The following is a 16,975-nucleotide window of genomic DNA, read 5'->3' as shown; positions in this document are numbered from 1 at the left end:
CGCGGGTCGGTGTCCACCAGGAAGGAACCACCCGCCGTGACCACCCCGCAGCTGACCGCCGGGCCCGCCGACGCGAGCACCCTCGACAACCAGCGCACCACGTCGATCAGCCCGCTGATCTCCCCCGCCTTACTGCGCGAAGACCATCCCGTGGACGCCGCCGTGGCGAAGGTCGTGCACGCCGGGCGCACCGAGACCGTCGACATCCTCGACGGCCGCGACGACCGCCTCGCCGTGGTCGTGGGCCCGTGCTCGGTCCACGACCCCGAAGCCGCGATCGAGTACGCCCGCAAGCTGGCCGCCAAGGCCGACGAGCTGCGCGGCGACCTGCACATCGTGATGCGCGTGTACTTCGAGAAGCCGCGCACCACGCTGGGCTGGAAGGGCCTGATCAACGACCCCGACCTCGACGGCACCTTCGCCGTGAACAAGGGCCTGCGCCTGGCCCGCAAGCTGCTGCTCGACGTGTCGGCGCTCGGCCTGCCGGTGGGCTGTGAGTTCCTGGACCCGATCACGCCGCAGTTCATCGCCGACATCGTCACGTGGGGCTCGATCGGCGCGCGCACGGCCGCGAGCCAGGTGCACCGCCAGATGTGCAGCGCGCTGTCGATGCCGGTGGGCATCAAGAACTCGGTGGAGGGCGACATCCAGGTGGCGGTGGACGCCACGCGCGCGGCCGCCGCGTCGCACGTGTTCCCGGGCATCAACGTCGACGGCCTCGCGGCGCTGCTGACCACCTCCGGCAACCCCGACTGCCACGTGATCCTGCGCGGCAGCTCGCAGGGCCCGAACTACGACGCCGCCTCGGTGACCGAGACGCTCGGCCGGCTCGCCAAGTCCGGCCTGCCGGAGCGCGTGATCATCGACGCGAGCCACGGCAACAGCAACAAGGACCACGTCCGCTCCCGCGAGGTCGTGCTGGAGCTGGCCTCGCGGATTGCTGCGGGTGAGCGCGGGATCGTCGGGCTGATGATGGAGAGCTTCCTGACGGCGGGCGCCCAGAAGCTGGTGCTGGGGCAAGCTTCGGAGCTCACGTACGGGCAGTCGATCACCGACGCGTGCCTGGATTGGGACACGACGGCGGATCTGCTGGACACAATGGCGGGTGCGGTGCGAGCGCGTCGCTGAGCGGTTCGGTCAGCGGGTACAGCCGGGTTGGGTGTGCAGCCACGCTGACGCGGCCGCGATCACCTCGTCGGTGGTCGCGGTCGCGGGCAGCGGGTGGTCGGGCTGGATCGGGGTGTTGCCGTAGACGCGGCCGGTCCGGTCGACATCACGCGCGGTCGTGATCAACAGTTCGGCGCCGTCGCTCAGGTGGAAGACCTCGTTGCCGGTCGCGAAGCCCGCGGTGGGCTGGCCGAAGGTTCGGGCGCGAGCGAGCCCTCGGAACGCGATGAGGGTCGCCTCGCCTGAGCTGGCGGTCTGGGCAGAGGTGAGGACGGCGACCGGCGGCCGCTGGCGGGCCAGCCGCATCGGGTTGGCTTCAGCCGCAACGGGTGTGCCGCCGGCCAGGACCTCGCCGGCCCGCAAGGTCACGCTCTGCGAGCCACCAGGCCATTCGAACGAGAACAGCTTGCCTTCGTCCAGCAGCGGTGCGAGGACCGTGAGCATGGGGAACATGTCCCCACCGTCATTGCGGCGGAGGTCCACGATCCAGCCGCACGGACGGCTCGCGTCGGCAGAGCGGACTGCGGCTTCCCCTGCGGCGATGTACCGGTGCTCGGCGACCGGGTCCAAAACGAACCGGGGAACAGTCAGCACTGCCAGGTCGCCGGTGGTCGAGCTGCTCGGCACCTCGATGGTGTGCGCGGCGGGCGGGCGGGCCTGCGTCGGGCCGAGCAGGATCGTGTGCGGGTTGCCCAGCTCGGCGATCACGTTACGGATCGCCGAGTATGTGCCAGCTGGTGCCGTCACCCCGGTCGTCCGGCGCAGAGCATCGGCTTCGGCAGCAGGCCAGTCGACGGAGTCCCGGTCGATCGAGTGAGCACGAAGCAGCGCGAGCGCGGTGAGCAGGTAGTCGCGCACCGGATCGGGGCGAGGGACCGTCGCGGCGGTGGCCAGGCCGAGTACGAGAACCAAGACCACAAAACCCGCAAGCATCCGGCGCATTTCCGACCCCCCAGTCGCGAAAAACTCAGCGGCGCCGGAACGCCGGTTCGATCACTTCCCAGCGTTGCAGGTTGTGTTTCGCGTCGGCAAGCGCATCGTGCTGATCCGTGGGCGCCAACGGCAGCTTGGGTTTGCCCGCGTCTTCCCAGCGTTGGCGCAGGTCTCGCGTGAAGCGGGGCAGCTGGCGCGGCAGGGCGGGCATCGGGCCCCACAGCTGGGCGAGGGCGACGTGGTCGTAGGCGGCGAACCAGGCCCACAGCTCGATGCCGCCCGGGGGCTTGCCGAAGAACTCGAGTAGGTCGGCGCGGATCTTCTCGCGGCTGCGCCAGGCCCGGTCCGCGGGCGAGGGCAGCTTCGGCAGCACGTTGTCGCGCACCCACGGACCCGCCTTGGCGGGGTCGAAGTCGGTCGACACGGCGTAGAACTCGCGGCCGCGCTCGTCGACGACACCGATCGAAACCAGGTCGATCGTCACGCCGTCCTCGATGAACTCGGTGTCGTAGAAGAAACGCACCGGTGAACCCTAGTGGGCTAGCCGACTTTGCTGTCGGGCACCCGGGCGGCGTCGCGGCCCGAAGGCTGTGCAGGGACCTTCGGCTTGGCGCCGGACGCCTCGGCGGCGAGCAGCTCCTTGGCCTTCGCCGCGTAGATGTCCACGTACTCCTGGCCCGAGAGCTCCATCAGGGCGTACATGATCTCGTCGGTGATCGAGCGCTCGATGAAGCGGTCACCGGCCAGGCCGTCGTAGCGGGAGAAGTCGAGCGGGGCGCCGAAGCGGATCTCGAGGCGGCGCGGCCACCACATCTTGGAGCCGATGGGGTTGACCTTCTCCGTGCCGATCATGGCGACGGGCACGACCACGCCCTTCGACTCCAGGGCGATGCGGGCGACGCCGGTCTTGCCCTTGTAGAGGCGGCCGTCGGGCGAGCGCGTGCCCTCGGGGTAGATGCCGAGCAGGTGGCCCTGCTTCACGAGCCGGATGGCGGTGTCGAGCGCAGCCTGCGCCGCGTTGCCGCTGGAGCGGTCGATGGGGAACTGCCCGACGCCGGTGAAGAACCACTTCTTGAGCAGGCCCTTGAGGCCCGGCTCGGTGAAATACTCCGACTTCGCCGGGAACGTGACCTTGCGCTTCACGCGGATCGGCATGAAGAACGAGTCGGCGACCGCCAGGTGGTTGCCGGCGAGGATCGCGCCGCCGTCCTCCGGGATGTTCTCGGCGCCGACTACTTTCGTCGGCCACAGCAACTTGAGCAGTGGTCCGATGAAGACGAACTTCATGAGCCAGTACAGCACCGCGCGCCAGTCCTTCCCGAGGCTCAACGATCGTTCCCAATGGTCAAGCCTACGAAACCCGACGGTGTGCGCACAATGCGGGACGAGCCGCTACTGGGTGGCAGCGATCGATCTCACAGCGGTACCAGGCAGTTCCGGGCACCGGCCGGGGCCCCACAAGACCACTCGACCGTGAGAGCATGGAAGACCTAGACCGCTTCGATCGGAAGGGCGTTCGTCATGGGCGTGCTCGCCGGCGCGGAACCGTTCGCCCACACCGGTTCCTCCGGGGCCGGGTTCCTGCTGTGCCACGGCTTCACCGGGACGCCGGCCGGGCTGCGGGCCTGGGGCGACCACCTGGCCGCGGCCGGGTTCAGCGTGCGCTGCCCACTGCTGCCCGGACACGGCACGCGCTGGCAGGACCTGAACCGGACCACGTGGGAGGACTGGTACGGCGCCGTCCGCGAGGAGCTGCTCGCCCTGCTGGCCGAGAACGACACGGTGTTCGTCGGCGGCTTGTCGATGGGCGGCACGCTCACGCTGCGCCTCGCCGAGGAGTTCGGCGACCGGATCGCCGGGATCGTGCTGGTCAACCCGTCGGTGACGCGGCTGAGCGCCGACGCGAAGCTGCTGCCGCTGCTCGCGCGCGTGATCCCGTCGATCCCCGCGATCGCCAACGACATCGCCAAACCCGGGGTGACGGAGCTGGCCTACCCACGCACGCCGGTGCGCGCCGCCGCGAGCCTGGCGCGGCTGTGGAAGCTCGTGCGCGCCGACCTGGGCAAGGTCACGCAGCCGGTGCTGCTGCTGCACTCCGCCGTCGACCACGTGGTGGAGCCCGAGAACTCGCGGATCGTGCTGGCCGGCGTCGCCAGCCCGGACGTGACCGAGGTGGTGCTCGAGAACAGCTTCCACGTCGCGACGCAGGACAACGACGCGGAACTGATCTTCGGCCGCAGTGTCGACTTCGCCCGGTCGCTGCGGGCGGGACAGGTGGGTGCCTGATGACCCGGGGGAAAGGCACGGACGGACCCGAGGACGTCGACGCCACGTTCGCCGAGATCGTGGCCGACCTGCGCGCCGAGGGTGTGGGTTTGTTCCTCGAAGAGGACGCTCTCGAGCTCGCCGACGACACCGCGGGCGAGCAGGCGAGCGACCCCGCCCCGCCGCCGGCTGCCAAGACCGATACGAAGCCCGACAAGCCCGAGAAGGCGCCCGAGACCGACAACTGGCGCACCGGCGGCGCCACGTGGGACGCCACGATGTTCAGCGACGACCCGGCCGAGGACGACGAGCACTTCGTGCCGCCGGAGCCCCCGCCGCTGCCGCGTCCGCGCAAGGGCGCGTTCGTGGTGCTGCTGTTCTTCGTGGTGGGGCTGCTCCTGCTGATCGTGCCGAACCTGATCGGCGTCGGGCCCGCGCTGGCGACGCCGCTGGGGATCCTCGCGCTCGCCACCGCCATCGCGCTCCTGCTGCTGCGGGTGCGCCAGGGCCCGCCGCCGGGTGCCGACCCGACCAACGGCGCCCAGGTCTGACCGGGCGGGTATGCGGATCGACTTCAGTCCTTCGCGCCGTTCGACGATCGGTGCGGAGTGGGAGCTGGCCCTGGTGGACCGGCGCAGCGGCGAGCTGGCCTCGGTCGCGGAACGGATCCTCGACGCGGTGCGCCCCGACGGCGCCGACGAGCACCCCAAGATCAAGCAGGAGCTGCTGCTCAACACCATCGAGGTGATCAGCGGCGTCTGCACCACCGTCGCCGAGGTGAAGGCCGACCTGGCCGAGTCGCTCGACGTCGTGCACAAGGTCACCGACCCGCTGGGCGTGGAGCTGTTCTCGGCGGGCACGCACCCGTTCTCCAACTGGTACCGGCAGAAGGTGACCGACAAGGCGCGCTACGCCAAGCTCATCGACCGCACCCAGTGGTGGGGCCGGCAGATGCTGATCTACGGCGTCCACGTGCACGTCGGCCTCGACCACCGCGACAAGGTGCTGCCGGTGCTCGACGCGCTGCTCAACTACGCGCCGCACCTGCAGGCGCTTTCCGCGTCTTCGCCGTATTGGGGCGCGGAGGACACGGGCTACGCGTCGAACCGCGCGCTGATGTTCCAGCAGCTGCCCACGGCCGGGCTGCCGTTCCAGTTCCGCGAGTGGGCGGAGCTGGAGCGCTACGTGGCGGACATGTTCACGACGGGCGTGATCGACCACTTCTCCGAGATCCGCTGGGACATCCGGCCCGCGCCGCACTTCGGCACGATCGAGATGCGCGTGTGCGACGGCCTGCCGACACTGGAGGAGGTCGGCGCGATCGCCGCGCTGACACAGTGCCTCGTCGAGGACTTCAGCACGCGCCTCGAACACGGCGAGCGGCTCCCGGCGTTGCCCCCGTGGCACGTACAGGAGAACAAATGGCGTGCCGCGCGCTACGGCACGGACGCGATCATCATCCTCGACGCGGCCGGCCGCGAGCGGCTCGTCACCGACGACGTCACCGACCTGCTGGAGAAGCTCGAACCCGTCGCGCGACGGCTTGACTGCGTGGCGGAGCTGCGCGACGTCGAGACGATCCTGACGTACGGGCCGAGCTACCGGCGCCAGCGCGCGGTGGCCAAGCAGCACAACGGTTCCCTGAAAGCCGTCGTCGCATCGCTGGTCGCGGAGATGCGCGACGGGATCGCGCGCTAACCGGCGTCCAGCTCGCGCAGCAGCGTGCCCGGACCCATGATCGACGCGCCCAGCGCGGTGACCCGGGACCGCAGCTCGCGGTCGGCCGTGACCACCACGACGTGCTCGCCCGGGCGGGCCTGGGCGGTGACCTCGACGATGTGGGAATCACCGTCGGCCGGAGCCGTCGCGATCTCGACGCCGGGCACCGGTTCGACCCCGCGCGCCTGGCCTTCGACGACGAGGACCACGCGCGGCCACCACTCCCACGTCGGCCCGGCGCCGAGCCCCGCGACGGCGTCGGCGATCCCCCGCTCGGCCAGCAGCGCCAGCCGGTCCCGCAGGCGCTCGGCGGCGCCGCGACGGTCGCGCCACCAGCCGTCGGGACGCGAGCCGACGACGTTGGCGCCGTCGACGACCAGCACGAGCTCGCGGCCGAGCTGTTCCCTCAGCCCCGGCCACGACTCGGCGAAGTCGCGGTGCAACGGCAGCTCGGCCACGTCGCCGGGCGCGACCCAGCGCAGCTCGGAGCTCTCCTGGTTGGCCACGCGCGCGTCGAGCGCGCCGTCGGCGACGCCGAGCACAGTGGTGTAGCGCCAGGTCCCGTGGTCGAGCACAGACGCAGAAAGCGCGCGGAACGCGGTCTTCGGCACGTCGGCCTCCTCCCACGCCTCGCGGGCCGCCGCCTCACGCACGGTCTCGCCCGTCTCCAGTGCGCCGCCGGGCAGCGCCCAGGTGCTGCCGTTGTGCACCCACCAGGCACGCCGCTGCAGCAGCACCCCGCGTGCGGGATCGGACAGGAGCAGCCCGGCCGCGCCGTGCGCACCCCAGTGCAGCCGCCCGCACGAACACCGCACGAACCGGTTGGCGGTCATCGGCGTCACCCGGCCAGCCTTCCACAGGAAGCCCGCCGGACGCAGCCTCCTGGTGGACGACTGTGATCGTCAGCCGCGTTCGCCGAACCGCTCCGCGACGAACGCCGTGCAGGCGTCGAGGTTGTCCTTCAGCCGGCCCGCGCGCTTGCGGAGGACTTCCAGTTCGAGTCTCGTCGGCGGCCGGTTCTCCCTGAGCCGCCAAACGACTCCCGCGAGGCGCATCGACAGGCCGTAGGTCACGGAGTCGGCCGTGTCCAGGAGTTCCTGCAGCATGCGCTGGTCACCGGTGGTGAGTCCCGGGGCACTCGGCCGGGGTTCACGAGTGCCCCGGGACACGGTTGCCCTGCCGCCACCCGACGTGGCGACAGGGGTCGAGGCGTCCCCAGTCGGTGGTGCGTCCGGAGAGCTGCTCGTGGCGTCACATGCGGCGGCACCGGGGTCGTCCCGCGGGTCTTCGCCGGCGACGCGGAGTCGTGCGGTCATGGGTCAGCCCCGAGCTTTCGAGAGTCCGGCCGCGCGCGGCGTGGCGTCCGGGCGCGGGGAGGGAATGCCCAGCGCGCGGCGGAACGCCGTGTCGCAGCTCGGGCAGGTCGGGTCGAGCCAGGGTTTGCCGGGGCTGTGGATGTCGTTCTCCCCGACGGTCGGCTCCGAACCGCACAAGGCGGCGAACGTCGCCCCGGCGTCGAGCGAGCCGAAGTGCACGGCCGCTCTCGCGTGACGCTGTCCTTCCGCCTGCTGCCACACGTACATGAAGCCCTCCCCGGGTGATCAACCGCTATTTCTTTGCTCGTGATGAGTTTCTTATGTGCATGCACAACTGGCAAGGTTTTACCGGTACATGCACCCGATTGGGGTGCACACTTACTGATAGGGTTTGTGCATGCCCAGCACACGTGCGACACCCCGGCAGGTCGAACTCGGCGTACTGTTGCGCAGGATTCGCAAGCGTGCCGGTCTCACTCAGCCGCAAGTCGCGGAACTGGTGAACCGGTCGCACTCACACATCTCGCGCCGTGAGCGCGGAGAACTCGGCTTCGAGGAACAGTCCGAGCTGGAGCGAACCCTGACGGTCACCGGCGCCACGAGCGAGGAGACCAGTCAGGCCCTTCGGCTCTTCCGCGACGGAACGGACCCGAACTGGCTGATCCCCGGCATCGCCCGGGACCTCGCCGTGGTCGCCGAGTACGAATCGGTCGCAAATGACATCTTCGCCTATCAACCCTCGTTGATCCCCGGGCCATTGCAGATCCGCGACTACACCCGCGTGATGATGGTCGACGGCGACATGCCGGAAACCGAACTCGACAGCAAGCTCGAACTTCGGATGGCTCGGCGGAAGAGGTACCTCGACGGCAGCACCCGGTTCGAAACGGTCATCGGTGAGCAGGCGATCCGGTACCCGGCATGCCCGCCCGAGGTGGCGGTGAGGCAGCTCCGCGATCTTTGCGAGGTGGCCGAGTTGCCCCACATCTCCATTCAGCTTCTGCCCTTCCGGCTGGGCTATCACCCGGCGAGAGAAGGCGGATTCGTCGTCATCCGCTCGGATTCGGCGACGGTGGTCCATGTCGAGCAGTACCGCTCGTCAACAACGCTGACCAATACCCGCGACGTGAAAGACTACGTGGAAGCGGCGGACAGGATTCGTCGTGACGCGATGGGCGCGGTCGCTTCGGTGCGCGCTATCGCGAAAATCGCGGATGAGTTGGAGCGAACGGGATGAACGAAGGTGCTTGGCGGACGTCGTCGTACAGCGGCCAACAGGGCGAGTGCGTCGAGGTGCGCACGCTGTCCGAAGAGGCCGGTGTGCGCGACTCCAAGGACCGCGATGGCGGCTCCCTGCTGATCGCCGGGGAGGCGTGGCGGGCGTTCCTGGAACGCCTCTGACCGTTGCGGTGGAAGTGCCCCAGCATCCCGACGATGCTGGGGCAATTCCGCGTCCGGGGAGCGTCAGCCGGCGACAGCGTCAGCCGGCGACTTCGGCGACCGGCGCCTTGGCCGCGTCGAGAGCCAGCGCCGCGGCGCCGACGATCGCCGTGTCGTCGCCGAGGTGAGCCGTGCGGATGCGGGCCAGCGGCCGGTACCGCGCGCCCGTGATGGCGCCCGCGTAGTGCTCGCGCGCCTCGTCGAGGAACAGCGGCGCCGACTCGGACACGCCGCCGCCGATCACGATGATCTCGGGGTCGAACACGTCCGCGACCAGCGCCAGGCCCTCGCCCAGCCACTTGGCCAGCTCGGCCATCGCGCGCAACGCGATGGGGTCGCCGTCGCGGGCGGCGCCGGCGACGCGGCGGCCCGTGACCGAACCCGGGTCGCCCGCGACCTCGCGTGAAAGGACCGTGGAGCGGCCCGGGTAGCGAGCCAGCAGCTCGACGGCGGTGGCGGCCAGCGCCGTGCCGCTGCAGTAGCGCTCCCAGCAGCCGTACTTGCCGCACGGGCACGCGCGTCCGCCCGGCACCACGGTCAGGTGGCCCAGCTCGGGGGCCACGCCGTAGGCGCCGCGGTAGATCTCGCCGTCGAGCAGCAGCCCGGCGCCGATGCCGGTGCCGAGCGCGACCAGCGCCGCCACCTGCGCGCCGCGGGCCGCGCCGAAGCGGTGCTCGCCGACCACGGCCGAGTTCACGTCGTGCTCCAGCGTCACCGGCAGGCCCACGCGCTTCTCGATGCGGTCGGCCACCGGCGCGTCGCGCCACGCGAGGTGCGGCGCGAACATCACCGACCGGCGGTCGCGCGCCACGAACCCGGCCACGGCCAGGCCCACGGCCGCGACGTCGTGGCGGTTGCGCAGGTCCTCGACGACGCCGGCGATGGCGTCCTCGAGCGCGTTTTCCTCACTCGGTGTCCCGACGCGTGTGGTGTCCAGGAGCGATCCCCGCTCGTCCACCACACCGGCGCGCACGCTCGTGCCGCCGACGTCCACCCCTATCGTCAGCACTCAGTTCTCCTGCTCCGGCCGCCAGTCTTCCCGCTTGCGGACGGCGATGTGCTGCACCCGGGCGGCGGCTCCCGGGTCGTCCGCGGGGCTGGGCGCAGGTCTGGGCGCGGGCCGAAAGCCCGGCATGTGCACACCCTCGTCGGGCTCCCAGCGGTCCGCGAGCACCGCCCGCAGCAACGCCACCAGCTGCGCCGCCTGCTCCAGCAGCCGGGCGGCGAACTCCGGCCGTTCACCTCGCACGACGGCGACGATCGCACACAACGGGCACCAGCCGCACCCCGAAAACCCCGCAGTCCCCGCGGTGCCCGCAGCGCCCGGCTCGGTGTCGTGGGACGGCTCGTGGACCTCGTCGCGGCCGTGCCCGGCGGTCATCAGCCCTTCCAGCCACGGCGCGGCGCGCTCGACCACCAGCTCCACGAGCAGGCGGATCTCCTCTGCCAGCCGCAGGCCTTCGGCCGCGTACCCGGGCTCGTCCTGTTCGCTCACGCGCGACCCCGGTTCCCGGCCAGGCTGATGACCAGGCCGCCCGCATCGGATTCCGCGCCGGTGATCCGGCACGGCCGCAGCGTCTCCGGCAGGGCGATCAGCCTGCGGAAGCCGTCCACGGTGATCGCCAGGTCGTCGTCGACGCGGGCGAGGTCCACGTCGGCCTCCCGCTGCAGCGGGATCGCGACACGCAGCCGGAAACCGTCGGCCTCCGGCGTCACCTGCAGCAGCGGCGTCACAGGCTTTCCGGTGCCGGACAAGGGATCCCGCGTGCCGTAGAGCTCGCGGGCCAGCTCGGCGAGCGCCTCGGCGCCCACCGGTTCACTCGCCCGGTGCTCGACGCGCGCGAGGTCCGCCGGTCCGAACCCGGCGGCCGCGAGCTCGGCCAGGACGGTGTCCTGCTGGGCGCGCCGCGTGCGCAGCCAAGTGGCCGCAGAACCGCGCCAGAACCCGGGCGCGGGCATGAGGCGGTTGGCGATCAGGCCGTCGACGGCGATGCCGCGCAGGGCCAGCGACGTGAGCGTGCGGCGGGCTTCCGCGACGACCACGCGCTCCGGTGTGAGGACCAGCCGCACGGTGGTCACGGACGGGTCGGTGAGCAGCTCGCGCAGCGAGTCCAGGTGCGCGCCCAGACGCCGCACTGAACCGGCGACCCGGCCGCGGCCGCCGTAGGCCTTGCTCAAGTACCCCGCGACGGCCTCGGGCAACGCCAGCAGGCGCAGCGTCTCGGCGGTCGGACCGCAGTCGACCACCACGGTGTCCCACGGCCCGTGCCCGGCCAGCCGCTGCACCTCGCCGAGGGCGAGCAGCTCGTCGACACCCGGGAGCACCGTCAGCTCCTCGGCGTCGAGCGTCTCGAGCCCGGCGCCGACCAGCAGCGTCCGCAGCTGGTCGCGCAGCTCGTGCCACGTCCGGTCGGCCAGCGCGCGGGAGTCCACCTGCGCAGCCCAGAGGCCGGCCGGTGAGCCGTCTCGGCGCACGTCCACTTCGGACGGTTCCGCGCCCAGCGCCGCGCCGAACGCGTCGCCGAGGGAGTGCGCCGGGTCGGTGGAGACCACGAGGGTCTTCCTGCCGCGCCCGGCGAGCGCGGTGGCGGTGGCCGCGGCGAGCGTGGTCTTCCCGACACCCCCCTTGCCGGTGAACAGCAGGATCCGCATGTCGCCTAGCCTTCGGCCCGTCGCTTCAGCTCCTTGAGCGCGGTGTCCATCACCATCTTCTCGGCCTTGCGCCGGAGCAGGCCGATCATCGGCAGCGCCAGCTCCACCGAGAGCGTGTAGGTGACCTTCGTGCGCCCGTCACGCAGCGCTTCGAGTGCGTAGCGGCCGTTCTGCGCCTTCTGCATCTGGCCCTTGACCAGGCGCCAGCTCACGCCGAGCCCGGTCGCGTCCCAGTCGTACTCGAGCGTGTAGACGTCCTTGATCGGCCCGGCGTCCAGGGTCAGCTTCACCTGTTTGGCCCGCCCGGCGTCGTCGGTGCCCAGCACCTCGACCTCCTGGACGGCCTTGGCCCACTCCGGGTACGCGGGGAAGTCGGCGATCACCGTCATCACCCGTTGGGGCTCGGCGTCGACCTCGATGGACTGCGTGGACTGCTCGGCCATGGGACGAAGCGTAGCCGGAGAGTCGCGTCACCAGCGCAGCACGTACGGCTGCCCGGTCTCCTTGAAGTGACCCACGTTACGGCACTCGGTGTGACCGAGCCGCCGCCGAGAGGCCAGCGGCTGGTGCACGTGGCCGAACAGCGACCAGCGCGGCCGCTGCTCGCGGATGAGCTCCAGCAACGACCGCGAGCCCAGCTCGGCGCGTCGCGCGACCACGTCGTAGGTCAGCTCGGCCACGGCCGGCGGGATGTGCGTGCAGAGCACGTCGACGTCCGACAGCTTGGCCACGCCCTCGTCGAACTCCTCGCGGGCCCGCAGGTAGGGCCGCCACGCGGCGCCCTTGCGCGGCCGCGGCACCACGCCTTCGGGCAGCACCGCTCCCCCGACGAACCCGAAGCGCAGACCGCCGATGGTGGTGACCTCGCCGTCGAGCACCTGCACGCCGTCGCCGACGAACTCCGGCCACAGGTCGGGCGAGTCGACGTTGCCGGGCGTGGCGTAGGTCGGCGCGGTCATCGAGGCGAAGAGCGTGGCGTACTGCTCGCGCATGGCCTCGTCCACGGCCGAGGCCGGGTCGTCGAGCGTGGCCCACAGCGTGCGCGAGTAGGCCACGGTCTCGTCGCGCGTGCCCTCGCGGCGCAGGCGCGCGAACTGCGCCACCTTGTCCGCGCCGAACAGGGCGCCCATGATGCCCTTGTCGTGCTCGCGGTAGTCGACGAAGTCCAGCAGGTCGCCGAGCACGACCAGCGCGTCGGCCCCTTCACCCGCCCGCTTCAGCGCGTCGGCATTGCCGTGCACGTCCGAAACGACGTGAACCCGCACAAGACCCTCCTAGTCAGTGGTCTCAAGGTCTTCGGCCCGCGGCGGGATCCCGGGCTCGCGCCCGTCCTCGAGGACGTGCTTGAGCTCCAGTGCGAGGTGCTTCGCCGCGCGGGCCCGCCGGTCGAACTCCCGGCGCAGCTCACGCGGAGTCAGGGTCCGCGGCGCACCGCCGGGGCCGGCGGGCGTCGCGCGCAGGAAGTAGTGCAGCACGGTGCCGTCGAGCACAGGTTCCAGCCAGACCTCCATCGTACCGACGAGCGCACCCGTCACGGTCCAGCGCAAACCCTTGTCGCCACGGTCGGTGTACACCTGAAGGGAAAGGTCCGGCCAATACCGCCGCCAGGCGCCCGGGTCGGCGAACGCCGCGGCGATCGTGCTCGGCGGCACCACGATGAAGGTCTCGTCCACGAGATCGAGAGCGGGTGATCCGGGGTTCACAGGCGCAGAATGTCACGACCTCGTACGGCGGGTCGGCGCGGCGTGGTCTTAAGGTCTACGGCAAGCTAAGTTGACCGGCGGGTAACCCCGCACGCGTCGAACACGGAGGTCCACGTGCGCGAATACAGCGCCCCCGCCGGGAAGCCGGTGACCGACGACGAGAACCTGGCCGACGTCGTCTGGGCGAACGCCGAGCGGTTCTCCGACGTCGTGAGCTTCCGCCGGCAGGTGGAGGGCACCTGGCTGGACGTGACGGCCAAGGACTTCGCCGACCAGGTCGCGGCCGTCGCCAAGGGCCTGATCGCCGCCGGCATCGGCCACGGCGACCGGGTCGCGTTGATGTCGAAGACCCGCTACGAGTGGACGCTGATCGACTTCGCGATCTGGGCCGCGGGTGCCGTCACCGTGCCGATCTACGAGACGTCGTCGCCCGAGCAGGTGCATTGGATCCTGTCCGACTCGGCCGCCAAGGCCGTGCTGGTGGAGACCGACACGCACCACGGGTCCGTGGACGCGATCCGCGACCGGCTCACCACGCTGCGCCACACCTGGCAGATCGAAGGCGCTTCCCCCGCGGTCGACGAGCTCACCGCGCTCGGCGCCGAGGTCACCGACGAGGACCTGCACGCGCGCCGCCGCGAGGTCAGCGCGGGCGAGCTGGCCACGATCGTCTACACCTCGGGCACCACGGGCCGGCCGAAGGGCGTCGAGCTGACGCACCGCAACCTGCTGGCCGAGATCCGCGCCGACATCGAGGCGTTCCCCGAGCTCATGGAGCAGGGCAACTCGCTGCTGTGCTTCCTCCCGCTGGCCCACATCCTGGCCCGCGCGATCGCCGTGACCGCGCTGTCGGCCCGCGTGACGCTGGGCCACACGCCGGACGTGAAGAACCTCGTCGCGGACCTCGGCACGTTCCGGCCGACGTTCGTGGTCGCCGTGCCGCGCGTGTTCGAGAAGGTCTACAACTCGGCCAAGCAGAAGGCCCACAGCGAGGGCAAGGGCAAGATCTTCGACGCCGCCGAGGCCACCGCGGTCGAGTACAGCCAGGCGACGGACAAAGGCAGCGTCTCGTTCGGGCTGCGCGCCAAGCACCTGGTGTTCGACAAGCTCGTGTACAGCAAGCTGCGCGCGGCGCTGGGCGGCCGCTGTGTCGCCGCGGTGTCCGGCGGCGCCCCGCTGGGCGTGCGCCTGGCCCACTTCTTCCGCGGCATCGGCGTGCCGGTGTTCGAGGGCTACGGCCTCACCGAGACCTCGGCCGCGGCGGCCGTCAGCACCAAGACGGCGTTCCGCGTGGGCACCGTCGGCAAGCCCGTCGCGGGCACGTCCGTGCGCATCGCCGAAGACGGCGAGATCTTGCTCAAGGGCAGCGTCGTGTTCGGCGCGTACTACAACAACGCCGCCGCGACCGCCGAGTCGCTCACCGACGGCTGGTTCCACACCGGCGACCTCGGCGAGCTCGACGACGAGGGCTTCCTCAAGATCACCGGCCGCAAGAAGGAGATCATCGTGACGGCCGGCGGCAAGAACGTCGCGCCGTCGGGCCTCGAGGACACGATGAAGGCCTCACCGCTGATCAGCCAGGCCATGGTGGTCGGCGACCAGCGGCCGTTCATCGCCGCGCTGGTCACGATCGACGAGGAGTTCTTCCCGTCCTGGAAGACCCAGCACGGCAAGCCCGCGCAGGCCACCGTCTCCGACCTGGCCGCCGACCAGGACCTGCTCAAGGAGATCCAGACGGCGGTCGACGAGGCCAACAAGCAGGTCTCCCACGCCGAGGCGATCAAGAAGTTCACCGTGCTGGCCAAGGACTTCACCGAGGCGAACGGCGAGATCACGCCCTCGCTAAAGCTCAAGCGCAACGTGGTGAACAAGAACTACGCGTCGGACATCGAGGCGCTTTACAAGCGTTGAATCTTTGGCCCCGCCTCCGGCGGGGCGTGCGAGATCGCCTTTGAGCCGGCTTCCGGATTGTGCGGTCGGATCGGCCGGGGGCCGATCGCACCGCACAATCCGGAAGCCGGCGCGATCTCGCTGGTGGGGCTTGGTCAGTGGTCGAGACCGTCGCGGTGCGTTGAAGCAACCAACGCCGCAGTGGGGTGCTCGGGGGTCAGCTCTGCGGGAAACCCTGCTGCTGCTGGTACTGGGGCTGGCCCTGCGGCTGCTGCGGAGCGTGCTGGGCCTGCTGCTGGCCGGGCTGCTGCGGCGCGCCGTCGGGCACCACGTACACGGCCGTGCCGTAGGCGGCGATCTCGCTGGCGGTCTGGGCGATCTCGTTGCAGTCGAAGCGCAGCGCGAGCACGGCGTTGGCCCCGTGCGCCATGGCTTCCTGCGAAAGGCGGCCCAGCGCCTCGTAGCGGGAGTCGGACAGCAGCTTCGACAGGCCCTTGAGCTCACCGCCCGCCATGGATTTGAAGCCGGCGCCGATGTTGGAGAACATGTTGCGGCTGCGCACAGTGAGGCCGAAAACCTCGCCGAACACGCGAACCACGCGGTAACCGGGCAGATCGTTCATCGTGGACAGCATGATCGGGAACTGCATGGGAGGTGCGGGTTGGGTCATGCGCCGGATCGTATCGACCGGCGGCGCCGCGCACTCGCGAATCAGCCTGTGATTCGCTCGTTCCAGTCGATGTGGTGGTGGTACAGCCACCCGCGTTCCTCGCCGACGTCCTGGCCCGCGCTGGCCGCCACGAGTTTCTCCACGCGGGTGCGCCGCAGCTTCTCGTAGGCGGCGAACGCGGAAGGCGCGTCCGGCAGGTCGCGCAGGCACAGCGCGAGCACCACGCTGTCCTCGAGCGCCATCGACGCGCCCTGCCCGGCGGCCGGCGAAGCCGCGTGGGCCGCGTCGCCGACGAGCACCATGGAGCCGGTGGACCAGACACGGGTGGTGGGCACGTCGTAGGAGTGGCCGCCGAAGACCTCGTCGCCGGTCGCGGCCACGATGCCGGCGCACGGCAGCGGGTCGCCGTCGAAGGCCGCGTGGGCGAACTCGCGCCAGCCGGCCGGCGCGACGGCGACGATCTCGTCGCGCGGGCGTTCGGTGTCGGGGATGCGGGCGAACCAGAAGGTGGCGCCGTCGGGCGCGGTGGTGAAGCCGAAGGCCGCGCGGCTGCCGCGGATCATGCGGTAGATGCCGGGTGCGGCAGGCAGGCCCTCGGCGCGGGTGTAGCCGTAGACCACGGTGAGACCGGTGAAGCGGGGGCGGTCGGCGTCCGGGTCGATGAGGGTGCGGGCCTCGGAGCGCACGCCGTCGGCGCCCACGAGCACGTCGCCGGTCGCGGTGGACCCGTCGGCGAACGTGGCGACCACGCCGGACGCACCGGTTTCGGCGGAGACTGGTTCAGCGGAGACGAGGCGGCGGCCGTGCTCCACGGTGATCCCGCGGCGGCCGGCTTCTTCCTGCAGCGCGCGGTAGAACGCGGCGCGGGTGAGCGTGCGCGGCCCGGCGAGCTCACCGGTGTCGAACTCGCGCGTGCCCAACGTCGTGCCGTCCGGCCCGACCAATTCGACGCCGAGCGTGGCGAACGACGCTTCGTTCACAGGGCCGTCGGCGTCGATCGCCTTCAGCGCGTCCATGCCGTTGTGCATCACCGTGAGGAACGCACCGGCGTCGGCTCCGCCGGAGGGATATGCCTCGAAGACCACGGGCTCGTGACCGGCGCGCTGCAGCGCCATCGCCGTGACCGTGCCCGCGACGCCACCGCCGGCGATGAGAACGCGCATCGAAATCCCCCTCGAGCCGTGTCCGTGCCACCGCCGACCGTACCGGCCGGCGGTGGC

21 protein-coding genes are annotated in these 16,975 nt (G+C 71.0%); 7 read left to right on the top strand and 14 right to left on the bottom strand.

All coding sequences use genetic code 11. The features are described 5' to 3' along the window. Window positions 1–36 precede the first annotated feature (36 nt). Complete coding sequence (locus tag K1T34_RS30310) at window positions 37–1,128, top strand: 3-deoxy-7-phosphoheptulonate synthase (RefSeq protein WP_220238175.1); 1,092 nt, start codon at window positions 37–39, stop codon at window positions 1,126–1,128. Between the two features lie 9 nt (window positions 1,129–1,137). Here K1T34_RS30310 and K1T34_RS30305 read toward each other — a convergent pair whose 3' ends face one another. Genes K1T34_RS30305 through K1T34_RS30295 form a run of 3 tightly spaced genes read right to left on the bottom strand, consistent with a single transcriptional unit; the run spans window position 1,138 to window position 3,402 of the window. Then, window positions 1,138–2,109, bottom strand: coding sequence for a S41 family peptidase (locus K1T34_RS30305; protein ID WP_220238174.1), 972 nt, complete (start codon window positions 2,107–2,109; stop codon window positions 1,138–1,140). 25 nt (window positions 2,110–2,134) lie between these two features. Continuing rightward, a complete protein-coding gene (locus tag K1T34_RS30300; RefSeq protein ID WP_220238173.1) occupies window positions 2,135–2,623 on the bottom strand; it encodes a polyadenylate-specific 3'-exoribonuclease AS in 489 nt (162 codons plus the stop codon). A 17-nt stretch (window positions 2,624–2,640) separates the two neighbouring features. Then, entirely contained in the window at window positions 2,641–3,402 is a 762-nt protein-coding gene (locus K1T34_RS30295; protein ID WP_220247491.1) for a 1-acyl-sn-glycerol-3-phosphate acyltransferase, read from the bottom strand. A 219-nt stretch (window positions 3,403–3,621) separates the two neighbouring features. On the opposite strand from K1T34_RS30295, the gene K1T34_RS30290 reads away from it, so the two are divergent. From K1T34_RS30290 to K1T34_RS30280, 3 genes are read left to right on the top strand one after another with little or no spacing between them, the layout of a single operon-like run. After that, on the top strand, window positions 3,622–4,386 hold the full coding sequence (locus K1T34_RS30290; protein ID WP_220238172.1) for a carboxylesterase: 765 nt from the start codon (window positions 3,622–3,624) through the stop codon (window positions 4,384–4,386). Beyond that, window positions 4,386–4,916 carry a hypothetical protein gene (locus tag K1T34_RS30285; protein ID WP_220238171.1) on the top strand — a complete coding sequence of 177 codons (531 nt, stop codon included), beginning with the start codon at window positions 4,386–4,388 and terminating at the stop codon, window positions 4,914–4,916. The genes K1T34_RS30290 and K1T34_RS30285 overlap by 1 nt, the downstream gene beginning before the upstream one ends. A 10-nt stretch (window positions 4,917–4,926) precedes the next feature. Further along, window positions 4,927–6,063 (top strand): glutamate--cysteine ligase, encoded by a 1,137-nt coding sequence (locus K1T34_RS30280; protein WP_220238170.1) that lies wholly within the window; start codon window positions 4,927–4,929, stop codon window positions 6,061–6,063. On the opposite strand, the gene K1T34_RS30275 is transcribed toward K1T34_RS30280, so the two are convergent. The 3 genes from K1T34_RS30275 to K1T34_RS30265 all read right to left on the bottom strand — a co-directional run bounded on the left by K1T34_RS30275 (window position 6,060) and on the right by K1T34_RS30265 (window position 7,667). Next, window positions 6,060–6,926, bottom strand: a complete 867-nt coding sequence (locus K1T34_RS30275) for an NUDIX domain-containing protein (RefSeq protein ID WP_370643406.1) — start codon at window positions 6,924–6,926, stop codon at window positions 6,060–6,062. The two genes, K1T34_RS30280 and K1T34_RS30275, sit on opposite strands and share 4 nt — an antisense overlap. Before the next feature lie 60 nt (window positions 6,927–6,986). After that, complete coding sequence (locus tag K1T34_RS30270; RefSeq protein ID WP_220238168.1) at window positions 6,987–7,190, bottom strand: hypothetical protein; 204 nt, start codon at window positions 7,188–7,190, stop codon at window positions 6,987–6,989. A gap of 213 nt (window positions 7,191–7,403) precedes the next feature. After that, entirely contained in the window at window positions 7,404–7,667 is a 264-nt protein-coding gene (locus K1T34_RS30265) for a zinc finger protein (RefSeq protein ID WP_220238167.1), read from the bottom strand. 130 nt (window positions 7,668–7,797) lie between these two features. Here K1T34_RS30265 and K1T34_RS30260 point away from each other — a divergent pair, with 130 nt between their 5' ends. Together K1T34_RS30260 and K1T34_RS30255 are read left to right on the top strand one after the other, a co-directional pair. Beyond that, window positions 7,798–8,637 carry a helix-turn-helix transcriptional regulator gene (locus K1T34_RS30260; RefSeq protein WP_220238166.1) on the top strand — a complete coding sequence of 280 codons (840 nt, stop codon included), beginning with the start codon at window positions 7,798–7,800 and terminating at the stop codon, window positions 8,635–8,637. After that, window positions 8,634–8,801, top strand: a complete 168-nt coding sequence (locus tag K1T34_RS30255; RefSeq protein WP_220238165.1) for a DUF397 domain-containing protein — start codon at window positions 8,634–8,636, stop codon at window positions 8,799–8,801. The genes K1T34_RS30260 and K1T34_RS30255 overlap by 4 nt, the downstream gene beginning before the upstream one ends. Window positions 8,802–8,880: 79 nt before the next feature. Here K1T34_RS30255 and K1T34_RS30250 read toward each other — a convergent pair whose 3' ends face one another. The 6 genes from K1T34_RS30250 to K1T34_RS30225 are packed head-to-tail and all read right to left on the bottom strand — an operon-like array spanning window position 8,881 to window position 13,195. Beyond that, window positions 8,881–9,834: an ROK family protein gene (locus K1T34_RS30250; RefSeq protein ID WP_220247490.1), complete on the bottom strand. Its 954-nt coding sequence runs from the start codon at window positions 9,832–9,834 to the stop codon at window positions 8,881–8,883. 15 nt (window positions 9,835–9,849) lie between these two features. Further along, window positions 9,850–10,335: a hypothetical protein gene (locus K1T34_RS30245; protein ID WP_220238164.1), complete on the bottom strand. Its 486-nt coding sequence runs from the start codon at window positions 10,333–10,335 to the stop codon at window positions 9,850–9,852. Then, window positions 10,332–11,492, bottom strand: coding sequence for an ArsA family ATPase (locus tag K1T34_RS30240; protein WP_220238163.1), 1,161 nt, complete (start codon window positions 11,490–11,492; stop codon window positions 10,332–10,334). The genes K1T34_RS30245 and K1T34_RS30240 overlap by 4 nt, the downstream gene beginning before the upstream one ends. Before the next feature lie 5 nt (window positions 11,493–11,497). Further along, the gene (locus K1T34_RS30235) at window positions 11,498–11,935 is read right to left on the bottom strand and encodes an SRPBCC family protein (protein WP_220238162.1); all 438 of its coding nucleotides are present in this window, start codon (window positions 11,933–11,935) and stop codon (window positions 11,498–11,500) included. A gap of 27 nt (window positions 11,936–11,962) precedes the next feature. Next, window positions 11,963–12,757 carry a metallophosphoesterase gene (locus tag K1T34_RS30230; RefSeq protein WP_220238161.1) on the bottom strand — a complete coding sequence of 265 codons (795 nt, stop codon included), beginning with the start codon at window positions 12,755–12,757 and terminating at the stop codon, window positions 11,963–11,965. Window positions 12,758–12,766: 9 nt separating this feature from the next. Continuing rightward, entirely contained in the window at window positions 12,767–13,195 is a 429-nt protein-coding gene (locus K1T34_RS30225) for a polyketide cyclase / dehydrase and lipid transport (protein WP_220238160.1), read from the bottom strand. Between the two features lie 114 nt (window positions 13,196–13,309). Between K1T34_RS30225 and K1T34_RS30220 the strand changes: the two genes are divergently transcribed. Beyond that, window positions 13,310–15,106, top strand: coding sequence for a long-chain fatty acid--CoA ligase (locus K1T34_RS30220; RefSeq protein ID WP_220238159.1), 1,797 nt, complete (start codon window positions 13,310–13,312; stop codon window positions 15,104–15,106). A gap of 196 nt (window positions 15,107–15,302) precedes the next feature. Here K1T34_RS30220 and K1T34_RS30215 read toward each other — a convergent pair whose 3' ends face one another. Both K1T34_RS30215 and K1T34_RS30210 read right to left on the bottom strand, forming a co-directional pair. Further along, a complete protein-coding gene (locus K1T34_RS30215) occupies window positions 15,303–15,755 on the bottom strand; it encodes a YbjQ family protein (RefSeq protein ID WP_220238158.1) in 453 nt (150 codons plus the stop codon). A gap of 41 nt (window positions 15,756–15,796) precedes the next feature. After that, window positions 15,797–16,918, bottom strand: coding sequence for an NAD(P)/FAD-dependent oxidoreductase (locus tag K1T34_RS30210; protein WP_220238157.1), 1,122 nt, complete (start codon window positions 16,916–16,918; stop codon window positions 15,797–15,799). Window positions 16,919–16,975 lie beyond the last annotated feature (57 nt).

This window comes from Amycolatopsis sp. DSM 110486 (assembly GCF_019468465.1).
Lineage (GTDB): Bacteria > Actinomycetota > Actinomycetes > Mycobacteriales > Pseudonocardiaceae > Amycolatopsis.
The sequence above is the reverse complement of the archived record's forward strand: the minus strand, read 5'-3'. Positions and strand labels throughout refer to the sequence as shown.